We start from the raw sequence: 18,531 nt of genomic DNA on the forward strand, positions 1-18,531 counted from the left end.
TCAAGTAAAAGGGCCCTCACAGCCACAACTAACGCCTTTAATGCGGGGTTTTACGGCGCCCATTCACCGATCCAACGACAACTTCGTCTGCTGGCGGACAGTGCGTCGCCAGGGCCAAGCTTCAAGCAACTGCGTGCAACCTGGGTTCGAAATGTTCGACCCCTGAGCCCTTACGCTTGGCGACATAGAGCGCCTCATCGGCTCTCGCCAGCAATCGCTCGAGATCCTGGCCGTTATCGCTGGAGACCACGAAGCCGACGCTCGTCGAGATACGGAGAACATGGCCTTCGATGCGGAAGGGCTGCCCGAGCGCCTGGACCAGCCGTTGCGCCAGCGCCTCGGCGTCGCCTTCGCCGCTCACTTCGCGTTGCACCACAGCGAACTCGTCGCCGCCCAATCGCGCGACGATGTCCCTGGGTTGGATCGCCCAAGCCAGCCGCTTCGCGACGGCGCTGAGCAGTTGATCGCCGACGGGATGCCCAAACGCGTCGTTCACCGGCTTGAAGCCGTCGAGGTCCAGGCAATGGACCGCAACCGCCCCCCGCTTGGGGTTGAGGGTCACACGCTCTTCGAACCACTCACGCAGCGCCAGCCGGTTCGGCAATTCCGTCAAGGGATCGAGGCGGGCAAGCTCGCCGAAGGTGATCCGGCGGGCGATCTCGCGGGAGGTGTTGATGTGTCGCTTGAAGACGCTTTGCAATCCGCCGACGAGCAGGGCCAAGGTCATGGCGCCGGTCACCGCATAGAGGGGATCGCCGTGGAACAACGCCGCCAAGCCTCCCGGCGTCACCGCAAGGAACATGCTGGGGAAGGCGATCCACGGCCTCAAGCTTATCAACTGCGCCACACCGGCGGCGTATCCCACCAGGAGGCAGATCATCAGCATATGGATTCGCGGGTCGTTGAACGCGAACACCCTGGCGGCGAAAAGGCCCAGCACGACGGCGAAGAAGAAATAGGCGCCGGCGAAGCTTCGCTCCAACGCCTTGGCGCGCGCCACGGTGAGCTCCGGCGCCAAAGCCTCGGCCTGATACCGCCAGGCGACCCACAGGCGCGCGACGCCGGCGATCGCGCCCAGGACCACCAGAAGCGCAAGCGCCGGATCACGGGTCAGCCACGCGATCAGGCAGCCGGCCACCACGAAGCCGGCCGACATGATGGCTGAAGGCAGAAAGGCGTCAAAGAGGCTGCGGACCAGCTCAACTCTGATGCTTTCAATCAAGCTTTCAGCGCGCCCGCTCATCACCTCGCCTCAAAGCCGCCGCGCCTTCGGCGACCGATGAGCGACAGCGCGGCCTGCATGCCGTCGCGTGACCTCAAGATACACGCCGCGCGCTTTGACGCCATGAGGCGAATTGCGCCATTTCGCATCGCAGCGAAATCGCCGTCAGATCAGGCGCCGCACTGTGGCGCTCACGCCACAATCTTAACTTAAGGCGAAAAGATCAGGCATCCGAACGCGCTGTGGCGCGTATCGGCGTCTGACGGCGCAACTGCGTCGCTCGGGACTCCGAAGGAACACCACTCATGAAACATTTCCTCAGCGCCGCCGCCGTCGCAGCCCTCGTCGTCGCCGGCGCCGGCGCGGCCCAAGCCCAGGACGCCAGCTGGAGCGGTCCTTATCTGTCCTCCTACGCGGCCTTTTCCAAGCGCGCGAAGAACGACAATGAGCGGGTGCTCTTCGACACCAACCTCGACGGCGTCTATGGCGACACCGTGCGCACCGGCGCCGGCGCCGACGCCTTTTCGCCCGGCTTCTGCGACGGTTCGACCTTCGCCGCGACGCCGGCGCCCGGCTGTTTCAAGGATGACACCGGCTTCGAGTTCGGCGCCCGCGCCGGCTATGACATGCAGTTCGGCTCGATCGTTGTCGGCGCCCTGATCGAAGGCAGCCGACTGGACGTCGACGACCACGTCACCGCCTTCTCGACGACTCCGGCCAGCTACACCCTGAAGCGCACCCTGGAATATCAGATGGCCGTGCGTGGCCGCGCCGGGTTCGCCACTGGCAAGACGCTGATCTACGGCACGGGCGGCGCGGCGCGCGGCCGGATCGAGCACAACTATTTCTCGACCAATAGCGTCAACAGCTTCCCGCGCGGCGGCAAGACCTGGCAAAGCGGCTGGCAGGCTGGCGGCGGCATCGAGCATCGCTTCTTCCCGAACGTCGTGTTCGGCGCCGAGTACATTTATACGCGGTACGACGACAGCGACGGCATGACCCTGCGGGCCACCGGCCCTGCGCCGGCGACCAACCCCTTCATCCTGGTCAACTCGGGCGGCACCAATTTCCGCCGCAGCCAGGACGATCTCAAGGTTCACAGCTTCCGCCTGACAACCTCCTATCGCTTCTGAGATCTGGAGGGCGGGTCAGCTGCGCGCTGGCCCTCCCCCTTTCGCCCGGCTAACACTTGTCGTCGGAAGACCGGCGGGCAGCCGGCCAAGATGCGGAGGGCCTCCATGCGCGAAGCGGTCATCGTCTCCACGGCGCGAACGCCTCTTACGAAATCCTTTCGTGGCGAGATGAACGCCACTTCGGGCGCGCAGATGATGGCTCACGCCATCCGCCACGCCGTCGAACGCTCGACCATTGATCCCGCCACCATAGAAGACGTGATCGTGGGCGTGGGCTATCCGCAGGGCACGACAGGCCGCAACATCGGCCGGCAGTCCGCCATCCGCGCCGGCCTGCCCGTGGAGGTCGCCGGATCGGTTGTCAGCCGCTTCTGCGCGTCGGGTCTGAACGCCGTGGCCGACGCCGCCGCCCGGGTGATCGCCGATGGAACCTCAGTAATGGTGGCCGGCGGGGTGGAGAGCATCTCGCTGCTCGCCCGCGAGGACGGCGCCGGCATCGACCCGTGGCTGGCCGAGCATCATCCAGATCTGTTCATGCCGATGATCGAAACCGCCGACATCGTCGCCGCACGCTATGGGATCAGCCGAGAGACGCAGGACGCTTTTTCGCTGCGCAGCCAGCAGCGCACAGCCCAGGCTCAGGACGCCGGCCGGTTCGACGCTGAGATCGTCCCTATCGAGACCGTTATGAATGTGACGGATCGGGCGAGCGGCGCCGTCAGCCAAGTGGCGGCGACCGCCTTCAAGGACAATTGCAACCGCCCTGACACCACCCTGGAGGGCCTGGCCAAGCTCGCCCCCGTGCGCGGCGAGGGCCAGTTCGTCACGGCCGGCAACGCCTCTCAGCTTTCGGACGGCGCCTCGGCCTGTCTGATCATGGAAGCCGGAAAGGCGGCCGGCCACGGTCTGCAACCGCTGGGCGCCTTCCGCGGCTTCGCGGTGGCGGGGTGTGAGCCGGACGAAATGGGGATCGGTCCTGTCTACGCCGTGCCGAAACTTCTGCGCCGCCACGGGCTCACCATCGACGATATCGACCTGTGGGAGTTGAACGAGGCCTTCGCCAGCCAGTCGATCTACTGCGCCGACAAACTCGGGATCGACCCCGAGAAGCTCAATGTGAACGGCGGCGCCATCTCCATCGGCCATCCGTTCGGCATGACGGGCGCGCGGTTGGTCGGCCACCTCCTGATCGAGGGCCGGCGGCGCGGCGCGAAGTACGGCGTCGTGACCATGTGCGTGGCGCAAGGCATGGGCGCGGCCGGCCTGTTCGAGATCTTCTGAAGTGAGGCTTCCCGCGCCGCTCGCCGGACGGTTGCGCCTTCCGGTGATCGCCGCGCCGATGTTCATCGTCTCGCAGCCGGCGCTGGTGATCGCCCAGTGCACCGCGGGCGTCGTCGGATCCTTTCCCGCGCTCAACGCCCGGCCGCCCAGCCTGCTGGACGAATGGCTTCAAGAGATCGCCGAGGCGCTAGCCGCCTGGGATCGCGACCATCCTGATCGGCTCTCTGCGCCCTTCGCCGTCAACCACATCGTCCACCGCTCCAATCCGCGGCTTGAGCAGGACGTAGAGACGACGACGCGCCGCAAAGTCCCGATCGTCATTACATCCATGGGCGCGCGCGAAGACGTCAACGCCGCCGCCCACAGCGCGGGATCGATCGTCCTGCACGACGTGATCAACGACCGGTTCGGCCGCAAGGCGATCGAAAAGGGCGCCGACGGGCTGATCGCCGTGGCCGCCGGCGCCGGCGGCCACGCCGGACGCCAGTCGCCCTTCGCCCTCATCGGCGAGCTGCGCGCCTGGTTCGAAGGGCCGATCGCCTTGTCGGGGGCCATCGCCAGCGGGTCGGCGATCCTCGGCGCTCAGGCCATGGGTGCGGACCTGGCCTATGTCGGCTCAGCGTTCATCGCCACGACCGAAGCGGCGGCGAGCGACGCCTACAAACAGGCGCTCGTGGAGAGCTCCGCCGATGACATCATCTACTCGAACCTCTTCACCGGCGTTCACGGCAACTACCTGCGGCGATCGATCGAGAACGCAGGGCTGGATCCCGACAACCTGCCGGTGTCCGACCCGTCAGCCATGGACTTCGCCAAGGCAACGGCGGGCGCCAAGGCGTGGCGCGACATCTGGGGCAGCGGCCAGGGGATCGGCGCGGTCCACGAGGTTGTCGCCACCCACGATCTGGTGACGCGCCTCGCCGACGAATACATCGTCGCGCAACGCGATCTTCGCCGACGGCTCGCTGGCGACGCTTAGCCGCGAGGATCATCTTGAAGGTTCGGAATTCTAACGAACTTACGCCGCAGAGGGCCGCGCGCCTATCGCGCAGGACGGCGCGATATGCCATTCGTCCGGCATGAGCGCATCACAGACCATCGCCAAGCGGCCTTCGGATTCGCCGTTCTCAGTGCCGTTGTTCCGCGGCATCTGGTCAGCCAATTTGGTCGCCCAGTTTGGCGGCCAGATCCAGGCGGTGGCCGCGGCCTGGATGATGACGTCCATGCATGCCTCGCCACAGTTGATCGCGCTAGTGCAGACATCGACGACGGCGCCGATCGTGCTGTTCTCGCTGCTGGCGGGCGCGCTGGCCGACGGCATGGATCGCCGGCGGGTGATGATCTGCGCCCAGGTCTTCATGCTGTTCACCTCGGCGTGCCTGGCGGTCTTCACAGGGCTCGGGTTGCTGTCGCCCTGGGTCCTGCTCTGCTTCACCTTCCTGATCGCCTGCGGCAACGCCTTCAACATGCCGGCCTGGCAGGCCTCGGTCGGCGACATCGTGCCCCGATCGATCCTGCCCAACGCGGTTGCGATGAACGGTATGGGGTTCAACCTGGCGCGGAGCCTGGGACCGGCGCTGGGCGGCATGTTGCTGGCCTACTTCTCGGCGGCTGTCGCGTTCCTGGTGAACGCCGTCAGCTACATCCCGCTGTCGATCGTCCTCGCGCGCTGGAAACCTGAGCGCTCACCCCGCAGCGGCCCGCCCGAGCGGCTGCACTACGCCATGGGCGCGGGCCTCCGCTATGTGGCCATGTCTCCCAGCATCATCCGGGTGCTGTTCCGCGCCGCCCTATTCGGGTTCGCCGCTGCGGCGATCCCGGCCTTGATGCCGGTCGTGGCCCGCGACGTGCTCAGCGGCGGCCCAGTCGTCTTCGGGGCGCTCTCGGGCGCGTTCGGCGTCGGGGCGGTGACCGGCGCGTTCCTGGGGGCCATGTTGCGACGCAAGTTCGCCACCGAGACGATCCTGCGGATCGCCGGCCTCTGTGTCGCCATCGGCGCCCTGGTCTCAGCCGTCAGCCACATCCAGATGTTCACCATGGCCGCCCTGCTCGCCGCCGGCGTCGGCTGGGTGCTGGGGCTCTCGACCTGCAACGTGACCGTCCAGATGGCCTCGCCGCGCTGGGTCGTCGGCCGCGCGATCTCAGTCTACCAGATGGGCATGTTCGGCGGGATGGCGCTGGGCAGCTGGGGTTTCGGCTTCCTGGCTGAACACCAGGGCGTATCGATCGCGCTCCTGGCCTCCGGAGGGTGCCAGCTGCTGGCGGTGGCGGCCGGTCTCTTCGCACCCCTGCCGAAGCTGGAGGCGCTGGACCTCGACCCACTGGGCCGCTGGAGCGAGCCCGAGACATCTGTGCCGGTCGAGCCGCGGAGCGGCCCGGTGTTCATCACCGTCGCCTATCATATCCCGCCGGAGCGCCTCGAAGCCTTCCACAGCGCCATGGCGGAGCGGCGGCGCATTCGTCGTCGCGATGGCGCGCAGGGCTGGCACCTGATGCGCGACTTGGCGCGCCCCGATACCTGGCTCGAGATGTACCACGTGCCGACCTGGGCCGATTACGTGCGTCACAACCAGCGCCGGACCAACGCTGACGTGGAGAACATCGACCACCTGAACAGCCTGCACGCCGGCGACGGCCCGCCCGTCGTAACCCGCATGCTGGAGCGCCAGAGCGTCGGCCTGCTCTGGGGCCTTGGCGGCTCGGCGCCGATGATGCGCGGCGGCGAGAACGAGGCTTAGCGCCTCGCCCTAGCCGGAGTTGCGCAGGCCCGCGGCGATGCCGTTGATGGTCAAGTGAATGCCGTTGCGGACCTCTTCGCCATCGTCGCCGCGACGGCGTCGCTGGATCAGCTCGATCTGCAGGTGGTTTAGGGGATCGATGTAGGGCAGACGCGACTGGATGACGCCGGCCAGGTCCGGGTTGGCCGCCAGCAGGTGCGGCTGGCCGGTGATCGCCAGAATGGCTTCGCAGGTTCGCTCCCACTCCGTCTTGATCTCGCCGAAGATACGGCCGGCGAGCGCACGATCCTCGACGAGGCCGGCGTAGCGCTCGGCGATCGCCAGGTCGGCCTTGGCCAGCACCATCTCCATATTGGCGATGACCGTCTGGAAGAACGGCCACTGGGCGTAAAATTCCTTGAGCTGCGCCATCTCCACCCCGCCGTCGAGGGCGGCGGAACCGAAGCCGTACCAGCCCGGAACCATGGCGCGCGACTGCGACCAGGACAGCACCCAGGGAATGGCGCGCAGTTGCTCGACGGTTCGGCTGGGCTGGCGCGAGGTCGGGCGGCTACCGATGTTCAGGTCGGCGATTTCGCTGATCGGGGTGGCGGCGAAGAAGTAATCGGCGAAGCCCGGCGTCTCATAAACGAGGCTGCGATAGGCCCGCATCGAGGCTTCGGACAGCACATCCATCGCCTCGCCGCGACCGGCGTCGGTTTCCGATTGCACGGGTGGGCGCAGGGACGCCAGCACGACGCCGGCCGTCAGGGTCTCAAGGCTCTGCCGGGTCAATTCCGGATCGGCGTATTTGTTGGAGATCACCTCACCCTGCTCGGTGATCCGCACGCGGCCTCCGACAGTGCCGTGCGGCTGGCCGAGAAGGGCCTCAAACGCCGGCCCTCCGCCCCGGCCGACCGCCCCGCCGCGGCCGTGGAACAGCTGCAGCCGCAGGCCCTCGGCATGGACCACTTCGACCAGGGCGCGCGAGGTCTTATGCAGCTCCCAGGTGGAGGTCAGGTAGCTGCCGTCCTTGTTGGAGTCAGAATAGCCGATCATCACCTCCTGAAGGCCGGGCGCCTTCAGGAGCTTGGAGATCACCGGAATCGCGAGATAGGCGCTCATCGTCTCGCGCGCTGCGCGCAGGTCGCCGATGGTTTCGAACAGCGGCTCGGCGAAGATGTCGGCGCGGGGCGGCTCACCCGGGACAAAGAGGCCAACCTCCTTCAGCAGCAGATAGACCTCCAGAAGGTCGGACACGGTCGTGGTGTTGGAGACGATGTAGACGCGGATCGCATCGGGGCCATAGAGCGCCTTGATCTCGGCCGCGGCCTTCAGGATGGCCAGCTCCTTGGCGGTTTCCTCGGCATAGGCGGCGAACGGCGAGGTGAGCAGGCGCCCATGGCCGAGTTCGTGCTCCAGAAGGGCGCACTTGTCCGCCTCATCGAGGGCGTCGTAGTCCGCCTCAACGCCCGCCCCCTTGAGCAGATCTGCGACCACGCGAGCGTGGACCGCGGAGTTTTGCCTCATGTCCAGGCTGGCGAGGTGGAAGCCGAAGACGTCGACGGCGCGGATCAGATCGGCGAGCGGGCCCTCTACGAAGGCAGGGCCATAGGAGTCCACCAGCGAATGCTGCAGAACACCCAGGTCCGCCTTGAACTCGTCCGGCGAGGCATAGGGTTCGGCGGCCAACCGGCTAGGCCGTGGGGCGGTCTCGCGCACGAGCTGAGCGTACGTCTGGGTCAGGCGGGCGTACATGCCGCGGATCGCCAGACGATAGGGCTCGTCGACCCGTTGGCCGCTCGGATCGTTATCGGGCGACGCCAGCGCCAGGAGCTCGGGCGTGCACTCCGCCAGGTCCTGGGAGATGGACAGATCGGCCCCCAAGGCGTCGAGACGTTCCATATAGAGCAGCAAAGCCGCGCGGCTTTGCTGAGCCAGGGCCTGCCGCATGACGTCGGCGGTGACGAAGGGATTGCCGTCGCGATCGCCGCCCACCCAGGAACCGACCTTCAGGAAGCTCTTCGGCGGCGCGCCCAGCAGGCGCGTCCAGTGGGCGTAGAGCTTGGGCAGCTCCTCCAGGAAGCTACGCTCGAAGAAAGACACCGTGTTCCAGATCTCGTCGGCGACCGCGATCTTGACCGTGCGCAGCTGCCGCGTTCGCCAGAAGATCGACATTTCGCGGAAGAGCTCGCTCTCCAGCCGTGTGCGGTCCGCCTGGCCGCGACCGTGATCCAGCGCGTCCAGCAAGCCCGCCACCGCGCCCTGGCGGTCAAGCACGCTCTTGCGACGCACCTCGCTGGGGTGGGCGGTCAAAACCGGGGCGATGAGCGCGCCGTCGAGCAGGGTCCGGACCGCGTGAAGATCGACATCGTGGGCGGCGAGGTCCCGCAGCGCGCCAGCCATAGAATCCGGCCGCAGGTCCCGCACGCGCCCAGCGCGCCGCTGGATGTGATCCTCGGCGATGTTGGTGATCTGCAGGAAGCAGGCGAAGGAATGGACGAACCGGACCGTCTCCGCCAGGGACAGGGCGCCCAGCCGATCGGCGAGCGCGCGCTCGGCCTCGGCCCCGCCCCTGCGGTGGAAGTTCACCGATGCGCGGCGGATGTCCTCGATCTGGCGGAAGACCTGCGGGCCATCGCTGGTGCGGATGACGTCGCCCAGCACCCGGCCCAGATGACGGACGCTGCTGCGGAGTTGGTCAGGCAGGTTGGCTTGCATGGGTCTCCCGCGCGCTGGCGGCTTCACAATAGAGGCGCCGATCCCGCCTTCGGCGCCTTTTCGGCGTGGCGGGGCGCGCCACGACGCCGGCGCCTGGGCTCTGGGCGCCGACCGAAACGAAAAAGGCCCGCGGGCGAACCCACGGGCCAATCTCATATTCGATCAGGCGCGATCAGGTGTTGCCGGGCAGCTTGCAGTCGGCGCTGAAGGCGCAGCCCGTTTGCTTGACCGGGGCGAGCGTGGCCGCGTCATAGTCGATCACGTAGCCCTTATAGCCGTCGGCGCAGGCCGTCTCGACCAGCATGACGCCAGCGGCCGTCTTGCCCATGACGCGGGCGTTGGAGACGACGCAGCTCTTAACGTTCAGCTTGTTGAGGTCGGCGGTGAGCGTCCCCCAGTCGGTGGTGTTCGTCAGGCCGCACTTATAGCCGGCGATCAGGGCATGGGCGCAGTCCAGCACCTTGCTGCCGGCGCCGGAGGCCTTGAACAGGCCCACCGCGCCCTTGCCGTTGGCGCAGACCAGTTCAACCGCTTCATCCGAACCCGAGGTCGGGAAGATGGCGTAGCGGGTGACGTCGCAGGTGGAGCCGGCCGACTTGGCCAGGCGGGTATAGAGACCGGCCTGCTCGGTTTCAGCCGCGCGGGCGTCGGTCAGCTTGCAGCCGCCGAACAGCGGCTGGGCCTTGGCGCACTCGATCGTCTGGGCAAGCGCGCCAGCCGAGACCTTGTAGACGTAGCCCTTGCCATCCTGGCAGGCCGCTTCGAAATAGGTGGAGCCGTCACGGCTGGTGCCCAGGAAACCGCGATCCTTGACCGCGCAGCCATTGTTGGCGGCGGCGGCGTAGGTGTCGACGACGGCGATGCGCTTGGCCTTGTCCGACAGGGTGCAGGAGATCGCCGAACCTTCGGTGTCGTAGTTCAGGCAGTCCTGCGCCTCGATCGGCTTGGTCAGGTCGAGCGGGGCGGAGCCGATCAGGATGTAGCCGGGGCCCTGGGTGCAGCCGACTTCGGCGAAGGTCTGAGTCGGGCTCTGGCCGATACCGCGGAAATTGTCCGGCGTGCAGGTGACGTTGGACGTCCGCAGCGCAGCGCCCAGCTTGGCCTTCACGTCGACGTTGCCCGGCAGGATGCAGGACAGGGACGAGGGCTTGCCGTCAGCTGTCGGGCTGTTGGCCTCCAGGCAGCTGAAGGACTTGGGCGCAACACCGTCCGACGTTGACTGGACGATGTAGCCGATCTGGCTCGCGCCGCAGTCGACCTCATAATAGGAGGTGTTGACCTTGGTCTTGGCGTCCTTGGTCACGCCGAGGAACCGCGCATCGGCGACCTGGCAGTTCAGGCCGGCGGCTTGCACGACGGCTGGCGCTTCCGCCATGCCCTTTTTACGCTGGTCCGCGGAAACAGCGTCTTTCGCATTCGCCGTCAGCGGCGCCAGCAAGCTGATGGCGAGGGCCGCGACGAGCCCTAATCCCAAAGGCCTCATGGGTCAGAAGTCTCCTGGTGTTCCGGTCGGTGTCGGTGTGGGTTTCTGGTTGGGCGACGTTAAAGGCGGTCCGCCCTATCGGGTCAAGCTGGGGCGCCAAACAGGCCAAACTATGACACGGGCGTTGACCGCACCTGCAGCACGCTGTCGCGCACGGCGACAACCTCTACGGCGGCGCCGATGGCGATCTCCTCAGCACCGGCGACCTCCACGGGCCACTCCTTACCATCGACCATGGCGCGCAGCGCGCCGGGGAGGGCCTGCACCAGCCGACCGCGGCGGCCGATCAAACGTGCTGCGCTATCATTGATGTCCGGGCCATCCGCCTCTGGTTTGGGCATGTAGCGTCGCGAGAGCAGCGTCGTAGCGGCCGTCAGGGCGGCGAAGGCCGCCAGGGCGCCGGGAAAATTCAGTCCCGGGATCTTGGCGATGAAGGCTGTGGCCGCCGCACAGGCCGCCGGCCACAGCAGCCAGCCCGAGCCCATGCCAATTTCGGCGGCCAGAAGAAGCGCGGCGAGCGCCAACCACATCCACAGCGGATGGTCGGCGTAGAGGCTGGCCATTTGCGCCATCGCGGCCTCAGACTTCCGACGGCGGGACCGCCGGACCGGTGCGCGGCGCGGGGGAGCGACGCGGCGCAGATGGGGGCGGTCCAGCGACAGTCGCCGGCGCCGACTTCAAGAGTTCGCTGACACCTGAAATCGCCCCGACGAGCGAGGCCATGTCGGCGGGCACGATCACCGTGCGCTGCTGCGGGCTCTCGGCCAGCTTGGCGAAGGCTTCCACATATTTCTGGGCGACGAAGTAGTTGATGGCGTTGACGTCGCCGGCGGCGATGGCGTTCGAGACGAGCTCGGTCGCCTTGGCCTCGGCCTGAGCTGCGCGTTCGCGGGCCTCTGCGTCGCGGTAGGCGGCCTCGCGGCGGCCCTCGGCCTGGAGGATCGCCGCCTGCTTCAGACCCTCGGCGCGGGTGACAGCGGCCTGCTTCTCGCCATCGGCTTCGGTGATGACGGCGCGCCGCTCGCGTTCGGCCTTCATCTGCCGCGCCATGGCGTCGGTGATATCGGGCGGCGGCTGGAGGTCCTTGATCTCTATGCGGGCGAGCTTCACACCCCAGGGCCCCGTCGCCTGATCGATGACGTCCAGCAGACGCGAGTTGATGTGGTCGCGCTGCGAGAGCACCTCGTCGAGTTCCATGGAACCCACGACGGTCCTCAGGTTGGTCATCGCCAGCTGGGCGATGGCGTTATGGAGGTTGTCGACCCGATAGGCCGCCGCGGCGGCGTCCATGACCTGGATGAAGACGATGCCGTCCACCTGGACCATGACGTTGTCCTTGGTGATGACCTCTTGGCGCGGGACCTCCAGGACCTGCTCCATCATATTGATCCGCCGGCCGACCCCTTCGACAAAGGGCGTCAGGAAGGTGATCCCAGGCTTGAGGGTCCGGGTGTAACGGCCGAAGCGTTCGACCGTGTATTCGCGGCCTTGCGGGACGATCTTGATGGCGCCCAGGACAATCATCAGGGCCAGGGCCAGGAACGCGACAGCGACGGCCAGCTCGATGTTCATCAGATCCTCCCGCAACGCGATCGGCGAGAGCTTACGTCACGTGCGTGACCGCTCAAAGTCACGCCTTGATAGCGCCGAAGTCCGGCGGTGTAGGATGACGCCATGCGCATCCTTCCCCTCCTCCTTTGCGGCGTGCTGGCTGGCGCGCCCGCCGCCGCCCAGACGCGGCCCCCCGCGAAGCCTGCGGCCCCTCAGGCCGCCTTCGACGCGCGCGATCCGGCAAGCCTGACGGGCCTGCTGGCCGCGATGGGCGCCAAGGGCGAGATCAGCGGTTCGGAGGCCGACTCGGTCTTCATGCGAGTGACGACGCCGGCCTACGGCTTCAGCGTACAGTTCGCCGGCTGCGACGCGAGCCGAAAGGCCTGCAAGGCCGTGCTGTTCTCTGCGCCGGCGACCAAGGGCGCGGCCAGCCTGATCCAGCTTAACCGCTTCAACCAGACCGCCATCGCTTGCCGCGCCTTCCAGGACCAGACCGGCCAGCTGCGCGCGGCCTATGACGCCCTGCTGTTCGCCCGCGACAGCCGTGACGAAATGACCGCTCACCTTGGGGCCTGGCAGGGCTGCCTCGCCGCTTTCGGCGAGTTCCTGGACGATCCCAACGGCTATCTGGCGAGCGCGCCCTAGATCAGGCGGCCTTGGGCTTCGTCGAGCGATTGTTCATCTCGTCGCCCGCGTCCTTGGGCAGTGCGACGAAGAAGATCTGCGAGGTGAGCGCCAGGATCGCGATGACCGTGAAGGTGGGGGCGACCGCCTGCCAGGTAAGGTGGGCTTCGCCGCGCCAGGCTGAAGACGCCAGGAGCAGGAGCGCCGCCAGGGACACGCCCACCGATTGGCCGAACTGCTGGAACATCGCCGAAGTCGTCGTCGCCCGGCTCATCTGGTCGTGGTCGATGTCAGCGTAGGTCATGCCGCTGATGCCGGTGAACTGCAGCGAGCGCGCAAAGCCGCCCGCGACCAGGACGAACACCATGATCCAGGTGGGCGTATCGGGTCGGAAGAGGCTGCAGGCCGCGGTCAAGCCGCTGGACAGCAGGCAGGTGACCATCAGGGTGTTGCGGAAGCCGAAACGGCGGAGGATCCGCGCCGCCGTCGTGCGCATGGCCAGGGAGCCGATCGCCGTCGTGAAGGCGATGAAGCCCGCCTGCAGCGCGCTCATACCGAAACCGACCTGCAGGAGCATCGCCAGCAGGAAGGGCGTCGCGGTGGGCAACAGGCCCTGGAACAGGAAGCCCAGAACGGAAGCGCGGAAGGTGGGAATAGCGAACATCTTCAGATCAATGACCGGCTGGGCGGCCCTGCGGGCGTGCAGGACGTAGAGGACGACGCCCAGGAGCCCCGATGCCAGCAGTCCGCCGACGGCGATCGCGGGCAGTTCGTCGCGACCGAGCGTGCCCAGACCGCAAACAAAGGCCGCGAGGGTTAGGCCCGTGAGAACGATTCCGACCCAATCGAGCGGCGGGGCGGCCTGCTCCCTCACGTCCGGCACATAGGCCCGAACGAGGAGAAGACCGGCGATGGCGATCGGAACATTCAGGTAGAAAATCCACTGCCACGTCAGAAAGGTGACGATCGCGCCGCCAAGCACCGGACCAAGCAGCGGCCCGAGGAGAGCGGGAATGGTGAGCACGGCCATGGCGCTGACCAGCTCGGTCTTGGGCGTGCTCCGCAGGAGCACCATGCGTCCCACCGGAGCCAGCAAAGCGCCAACGCCACCCTGCACAACGCGGCAGATCAACAGAACGCCCAGGGAATCGCTGAGACCGCACAGCACGGAAGCGGCGGCGAAAAGGCCCATCGACGCCATGAAGACGCGCCTGGCCCCGAAGCGATCGGCGATCCAACCCGAGACGGGCAGCACAAGGCCCGTTCCCAGGAGGTAGGCGATGATCGCGACATTGAGATGCACAGGATCGACACCGAACCCCCGGGCCATCGACGGCAGGGCCGTGGTGATGGAATTGGCGTTGAGGTTCTGCATGAAGAGCGCCGAACCGACGATGAGCGGGACGACCCAGATGCGGCGACCACGGCCCTGCGGCTCATCGAGGATCGCCGCGGCCTGCGCCCCCGCTTCGTCAGTGACGTCTTCGGCCAGCACTTCGTCGGCGCGCTGCGTCATCGTCGGTCCCCCTCAGTCATGCTTTGGTCGCCGACCTAACGAATGCTTTGGCCCGACGCAAACGGAACCTGGGGCGGTGCGGCGATCAGGCCAGGCAGGGCCTCAACGCCAGCGTCAGGCCTGGGCCGGGAGCTTCTTCTGGACGGAGGGCGGCGCAGGTTGGGCGCGCTGGAAGGTGAACTCCTCATCCGAGGAGAGACTCGCCACGAAGCGATATCCCTGGGAATCGAAGGCCCGCAGGTCCGCCGCCTTCTCGATCCGATGGTCGATGGCGTAGCGCGCCATCAGGCCGCGCGCACGCTTGGCGTAGAAGGAGACGATACGGGCCTCGCCGTCCTTCTCCTCGAGGAAACGGCAGCTGACCACGGGCATGGCCAGGGCGGCGCGGTCCACCGCGCCGAAGTACTCGCCGCTGGCGCAGTTGATCAGCACGCGCTCTTTGTGGCCCCGGCCGGCGGCGTTCAGCGCCTTGGCGATGCGGTCGCCCCAGAAGTCGTAGAGGCTCTGGCCGCGCGGCGTCTTGAGGCGTGAGTGCATCTCCAGCCGATAGGGCTGGATCATGTCGGCCGGTCGCAGCAGGCCGTAAAGACCTGACAGAATCCGCACATGGTCCTGGGCGTAGGCCAGACCCTTGCGGTCCAGCGTGCGGGCCTCAAGACCGGCGTAGACGTCGCCGTTGAAGGCGAAGGCCGCCTGGACTCCCTCCTCCGACTTGGGGTCGAAGGCCTGGAAACGCTCGCGGTTGAGCTTGGCCAGGTTGTCGGAGAGGTCCATCAGCCGCTTCAGATCGGCGACCTTCAGCATGGCGGTCACCTTGGCCAGGTCGGCGATGTCGTCGCGAAGTTCAGGCGTCGTGACCGGCGCCCAATCCGGGCCCGCGGTGAAGTCCAAAGCCTTGGCGGGAGAGAGCACGATCAGCATGGTTAATGATTAGGCGGGACCGCAGACGCCGCCAAGACCCGAGCGGAGCCTATCCCCAACTAGCCGACAAAGCCCGCCGCGCGACGCAAGCGGTCGTTGATCGCTTCGCCCAGGCCGTGCTCAGGGATCGGGGCCACCGCGATCGCGGTCGGCGCGCGCAGATCGGCTTGCCGCAGGAAGGTGAAGAGGTTGGCGGCCGCTTCCGCCAGATCGCCGGAAGGGCTGAGATTGAGGTCGGCCGCGCCGGGGCCGAAGCCCAGGAAGACCTCGCCTGGTTCGGCGCGCTCGGCGTCGAGGCGGACGGGCGCTGACGGCGCATAGTGGCGGGTGAGCCGGCCCGGAGAGCGATGTCCGTCCTCCGCGGCTTCCGCAAGCGGCCCGACCACAGCCTCGATCTGGGCGCGGGTGACGGCGCCGGGGCGCAGGATCGCCACCTCGCTCAAGACCGAGACCACGGTCGATTCGAGACCGACCGCGCAGGCGCCGCCGTCCAGGGCGGCGGCGCAGGCGCGCCCCGTCTCCTCGACGGCGTCCTGGTAGCGCGTCGGGCTTGGCCGGCCTGAGCGGTTGGCCGAGGGCGCCGCGACCGGTCCCGCAAAGGCCGCGAGCACGGCGTGGGCCAGTGGGTGGGACGGCACGCGCACCGCCACCGTGTCGAGTCCGGCGCGGGCGAGGTCGCTGACGGCGCCGTCCTTGGCGGGCAGGACGATCGTCAGGGGGCCTGGCCAGAAGGCCTTCGCCAAGGCGCGGGCGCGGTCGTCGAAATGGGCGATAGCCTCCGCGCCGGCGAGGTTCGCGACATGGGCGATCAGCGGGTTGAAGCTCGGCCGGCCCTTGGCGGCGTACAGGGCCGCCACCGCGCGCGGATCGACGGCGTCGGCCGCCAGGCCATAAACGGTTTCCGTGGGCAGGATAACCAAGAGCCCGGCGCGGAGAGCCGCCACGGCGTCAGCGATGTCCGAAGGCGCGATCATCGCCCTGCCCTAGCGGCTTGGCGCGGCCACGTCACCTGACCTAACAAGGGCGCGATGGACGCTGTCGCCGACCTTTTCCGCCTGCCATCGCTCGAGGCGGCGCGCGAGCTGATCGGCTGGACCCTGTTGGTGGAGGGCGTCGGCGGGCGGATCGTCGAGACCGAGGCCTATCATCACGAGGATCCGGCCTCGCACAGCTTCGCAGGACCGACGCCGCGCAATGCGGCGATGTTCGGGCCGCCGGGGCGCATCTACGTCTACCGGTCCTATGGCATCCACTGGTGCCTGAACCTGGTCTGCGGACCCGAGGCGGGCCAGGCGGTGCTGATCCGAGCGCTGGAGCCCACGGACGGCCTGATGGTCATGGAAGAGCGCCGCGGCGTGAGCGAGCGGCGTCAACTGTGCTCTGGGCCCGGAAAGCTCTGCCAGGCGCTGGGCGTCACGCGGGCCCACGATGGCGCGCGGGCCGATCATGCGCCCTTCAGCCTGACGCCAGGCGCCAACGCCGGCGTAGCGACAGGTCCGCGGATCGGCATCACCAAGGCGGCGGACCAACCCTGGCGGTTCGGCGAGACCGGCTCACGGTTCGTGAGCCGGCCGTTTCCGACGGCCTAGAGCTGACCCAGAAGGGTCTCGGCCGAAGAGGCGGAGAATTGGCCGGGCTCTTCGATATTGAGCGAGGTCACGACGCCGTCCTTGACGATCATGGAGTAGCGCTGCGAGCGCGTGCCCATGCCGAACTTGGAGCCGTCCATCTCCAGGCCCACGGCCTTGGCGAAGACGCCCGAGCCATCGGCCAGCATCACCACATCGTCGCCGACGGCCTGATCTTCGGCCCAGGCGCGCATGACGAAGGCGTCGTTGACCGAGACGCAGGCAATCGCGTCAACGCCCTTGTCGCGGATCGCGCCGGCGTTCTGCTTAAAGCCCGGCAGGTGCTTGGCCGAGCAGGTGGGGGTGAAGGCGCCGGGCACGGCGAACAGGGCGACGGTCTTGCCGCCGAAGAACTCGGCCGTGGTGACCGGCTTCGGGCCTTCGGTCGTGGCTTCGATCAGGGTCACTTCGGGCAGTTTGTCGCCCACTTGGATGCTCATCGGATCGTCCCTTCAAAGGTGATGGTTGGGAGATAGCCGCCTGCCGCGACAACGCAACAGGCTTCCGCAGCCCGGCGCGATCTCGCCCCTTGAAAGCGCCTCAATAGCAGGAAACATGGAGCCGATGCCCAACGGCTTTTTCTCCGGCCAGCTGCTGATCGCCATGCCCGGGATTTCGGATCCCCGTTTCGAGCGTGCCGTGATCCTCGTCTGCGCCCACGACGCCGATCACGCCATGGGCATGGCGGTCAATCGGCCATTGGAAGGCGTCACCGTCCTCGACCTCCTCGACAGGCTGGAAATCCGCTTTGACGCCCGGGCTCCCCGCGATCTGGTGCTGCTGGGCGGGCCGGTGGAGCGCGAACGCGGCTTTGTCCTGCACACGGACGACTATGACGCGCCCGGCGGCCTGCCGGTGGGCGACGGCGTCATCCTGACCGGCGCCCGTGAGGTGCTCGTCGCCATGGCGCACGGCGACCATCGGCCGCGGCGCTCGCTCCTGGCGCTGGGTTATGCGGGTTGGGGCGCCGGACAGCTTGAGGACGAGTTGAAGCAGAATGTCTGGCTGGCCTGCGATGCTGACGAGGGCCTGATCTTCGACGTCGATCATAAGGCCAAGTGGGGCCATGCGCTCGGCAAGCTCGGGATTGATCCCCATTGGCTGGGGTCCGAGGCGGGGCGCGCCTAAACCGAAACCTGCTCGTTGCGCCCGCCCAGCGGCGAGATCTGGCCGAAGAGGACGTGGTCGCGCCAGGCGCCGTTGATCTTCAGATAGGCGCGCGCGTAGCCCTCTTCCTGGAAGCCGGCCTTCACCAGGAGACTGCGCGAGGCGGCGTTGTCGGGGATGCAGCTAGCTTCCAGCCTATGCAGCGCCAGGGTCTCGAAGGCGAAGATGCGGAGCGCCCGCACCGCCGCCAGGGTGTGGCCGCGGCGCACGAAGGGGCGGCCGCACCAGTAGCCGACCGACCCCATCTGGGCGACGCCACGGCGGATGTTGGAGAGGGTCACCCCGCCGGTGATCGCGCCGTCGCCGTCGCGCACCACGAAGAAGGGGAAGGCCGCGCCGATCTCGCGATCACGCGCATAGGCGGCGAGACGGCGCTTGAAGGCGGCCCGACTGAGGTCGTCGGCCGGCCAGGTCGGCTCCCACGGCTGGAGGAACGCCCGGCTGGCGGCGCGCAGCTCGCGCCATTCGGCGAAGTCGGACGCCCGCGGCGCGCGCAGGCGGATCCCTTCCCCCGTAAGGCGAAGGCCGTTGTCCTGTCCGATCCAGTCCAGCAGCGCCATGGTCGAA

At 67.6% G+C, this 18,531-nt stretch carries 17 protein-coding genes; 7 read left to right on the top strand and 10 right to left on the bottom strand.

All coding sequences use genetic code 11. From position 1 onward, the window contains the following. Positions 1 to 121 precede the first annotated feature (121 nt). Positions 122 to 1,243 (bottom strand): GGDEF domain-containing protein, encoded by a 1,122-nt coding sequence (locus BN1313_RS00190; protein WP_091734892.1) that lies wholly within the window; start codon positions 1,241 to 1,243, stop codon positions 122 to 124. A 284-nt stretch (positions 1,244 to 1,527) separates the two neighbouring features. Between BN1313_RS00190 and BN1313_RS00195 the strand changes: the two genes are divergently transcribed. The 4 genes from BN1313_RS00195 (at position 1,528) to BN1313_RS00210 (ending at position 6,374) form a co-directional block, all read left to right on the top strand. After that, the gene (locus BN1313_RS00195) at positions 1,528 to 2,355 is read left to right on the top strand and encodes an outer membrane protein (RefSeq protein ID WP_091734895.1); all 828 of its coding nucleotides are present in this window, start codon (positions 1,528 to 1,530) and stop codon (positions 2,353 to 2,355) included. A 105-nt stretch (positions 2,356 to 2,460) separates the two neighbouring features. Next, entirely contained in the window at positions 2,461 to 3,636 is a 1,176-nt protein-coding gene (locus BN1313_RS00200) for an acetyl-CoA C-acyltransferase (protein WP_091734897.1), read from the top strand. A 1-nt stretch (position 3,637) separates the two neighbouring features. Continuing rightward, the gene (locus BN1313_RS00205; protein WP_091734899.1) at positions 3,638 to 4,615 is read left to right on the top strand and encodes an NAD(P)H-dependent flavin oxidoreductase; all 978 of its coding nucleotides are present in this window, start codon (positions 3,638 to 3,640) and stop codon (positions 4,613 to 4,615) included. A gap of 100 nt (positions 4,616 to 4,715) precedes the next feature. Then, positions 4,716 to 6,374 (top strand): MFS transporter, encoded by a 1,659-nt coding sequence (locus BN1313_RS00210; RefSeq protein ID WP_091734902.1) that lies wholly within the window; start codon positions 4,716 to 4,718, stop codon positions 6,372 to 6,374. A gap of 9 nt (positions 6,375 to 6,383) precedes the next feature. On the opposite strand, the gene ppc is transcribed toward BN1313_RS00210, so the two are convergent. From ppc to BN1313_RS00230, 4 genes are all read right to left on the bottom strand, one after another. Further along, positions 6,384 to 9,074 (bottom strand): phosphoenolpyruvate carboxylase, encoded by a 2,691-nt coding sequence (ppc, locus tag BN1313_RS00215; RefSeq protein WP_091734905.1) that lies wholly within the window; start codon positions 9,072 to 9,074, stop codon positions 6,384 to 6,386. Positions 9,075 to 9,246: 172 nt separating this feature from the next. Beyond that, positions 9,247 to 10,557 (bottom strand): hypothetical protein, encoded by a 1,311-nt coding sequence (locus BN1313_RS00220; protein WP_176695849.1) that lies wholly within the window; start codon positions 10,555 to 10,557, stop codon positions 9,247 to 9,249. Positions 10,558 to 10,667: 110 nt separating this feature from the next. Next, the gene (locus BN1313_RS00225) at positions 10,668 to 11,129 is read right to left on the bottom strand and encodes an NfeD family protein (protein ID WP_091734911.1); all 462 of its coding nucleotides are present in this window, start codon (positions 11,127 to 11,129) and stop codon (positions 10,668 to 10,670) included. 7 nt (positions 11,130 to 11,136) lie between these two features. After that, positions 11,137 to 12,129 (bottom strand): SPFH domain-containing protein, encoded by a 993-nt coding sequence (locus BN1313_RS00230; protein ID WP_425414975.1) that lies wholly within the window; start codon positions 12,127 to 12,129, stop codon positions 11,137 to 11,139. 102 nt (positions 12,130 to 12,231) lie between these two features. Between BN1313_RS00230 and BN1313_RS00235 the strand changes: the two genes are divergently transcribed. Beyond that, the gene (locus tag BN1313_RS00235) at positions 12,232 to 12,753 is read left to right on the top strand and encodes a YbjN domain-containing protein (RefSeq protein WP_091734914.1); all 522 of its coding nucleotides are present in this window, start codon (positions 12,232 to 12,234) and stop codon (positions 12,751 to 12,753) included. A gap of 1 nt (position 12,754) precedes the next feature. On the opposite strand, the gene BN1313_RS00240 is transcribed toward BN1313_RS00235, so the two are convergent. The 3 genes from BN1313_RS00240 to BN1313_RS00250 all read right to left on the bottom strand — a co-directional run bounded on the left by BN1313_RS00240 (position 12,755) and on the right by BN1313_RS00250 (position 16,143). Next, the gene (locus BN1313_RS00240) at positions 12,755 to 14,248 is read right to left on the bottom strand and encodes an MFS transporter (protein ID WP_091734917.1); all 1,494 of its coding nucleotides are present in this window, start codon (positions 14,246 to 14,248) and stop codon (positions 12,755 to 12,757) included. Between the two features lie 114 nt (positions 14,249 to 14,362). Next, a complete protein-coding gene (gene yaaA, locus BN1313_RS00245; RefSeq protein WP_091734920.1) occupies positions 14,363 to 15,169 on the bottom strand; it encodes a peroxide stress protein YaaA in 807 nt (268 codons plus the stop codon). A 59-nt stretch (positions 15,170 to 15,228) separates the two neighbouring features. Next, positions 15,229 to 16,143: an L-threonylcarbamoyladenylate synthase gene (locus tag BN1313_RS00250; protein ID WP_091734923.1), complete on the bottom strand. Its 915-nt coding sequence runs from the start codon at positions 16,141 to 16,143 to the stop codon at positions 15,229 to 15,231. Positions 16,144 to 16,197: 54 nt separating this feature from the next. Between BN1313_RS00250 and BN1313_RS00255 the strand changes: the two genes are divergently transcribed. Beyond that, positions 16,198 to 16,758 carry a DNA-3-methyladenine glycosylase gene (locus tag BN1313_RS00255; protein WP_091734926.1) on the top strand — a complete coding sequence of 187 codons (561 nt, stop codon included), beginning with the start codon at positions 16,198 to 16,200 and terminating at the stop codon, positions 16,756 to 16,758. Here BN1313_RS00255 and BN1313_RS00260 read toward each other — a convergent pair. Beyond that, entirely contained in the window at positions 16,755 to 17,237 is a 483-nt protein-coding gene (locus tag BN1313_RS00260) for a peroxiredoxin (protein WP_091734929.1), read from the bottom strand. The two genes, BN1313_RS00255 and BN1313_RS00260, sit on opposite strands and share 4 nt — an antisense overlap. A 103-nt stretch (positions 17,238 to 17,340) precedes the next feature. On the opposite strand from BN1313_RS00260, the gene BN1313_RS00265 reads away from it, so the two are divergent. Then, positions 17,341 to 17,925 (top strand): YqgE/AlgH family protein, encoded by a 585-nt coding sequence (locus BN1313_RS00265; protein WP_425415024.1) that lies wholly within the window; start codon positions 17,341 to 17,343, stop codon positions 17,923 to 17,925. Here BN1313_RS00265 and BN1313_RS00270 read toward each other — a convergent pair. Beyond that, positions 17,922 to 18,524, bottom strand: a complete 603-nt coding sequence (locus tag BN1313_RS00270) for a GNAT family N-acetyltransferase (RefSeq protein ID WP_091734935.1) — start codon at positions 18,522 to 18,524, stop codon at positions 17,922 to 17,924. The genes BN1313_RS00265 and BN1313_RS00270 overlap by 4 nt on opposite strands. Positions 18,525 to 18,531 lie beyond the last annotated feature (7 nt).

This window comes from Phenylobacterium immobile (ATCC 35973) (assembly GCF_001375595.1).
GTDB lineage: Bacteria > Pseudomonadota > Alphaproteobacteria > Caulobacterales > Caulobacteraceae > Phenylobacterium > Phenylobacterium immobile.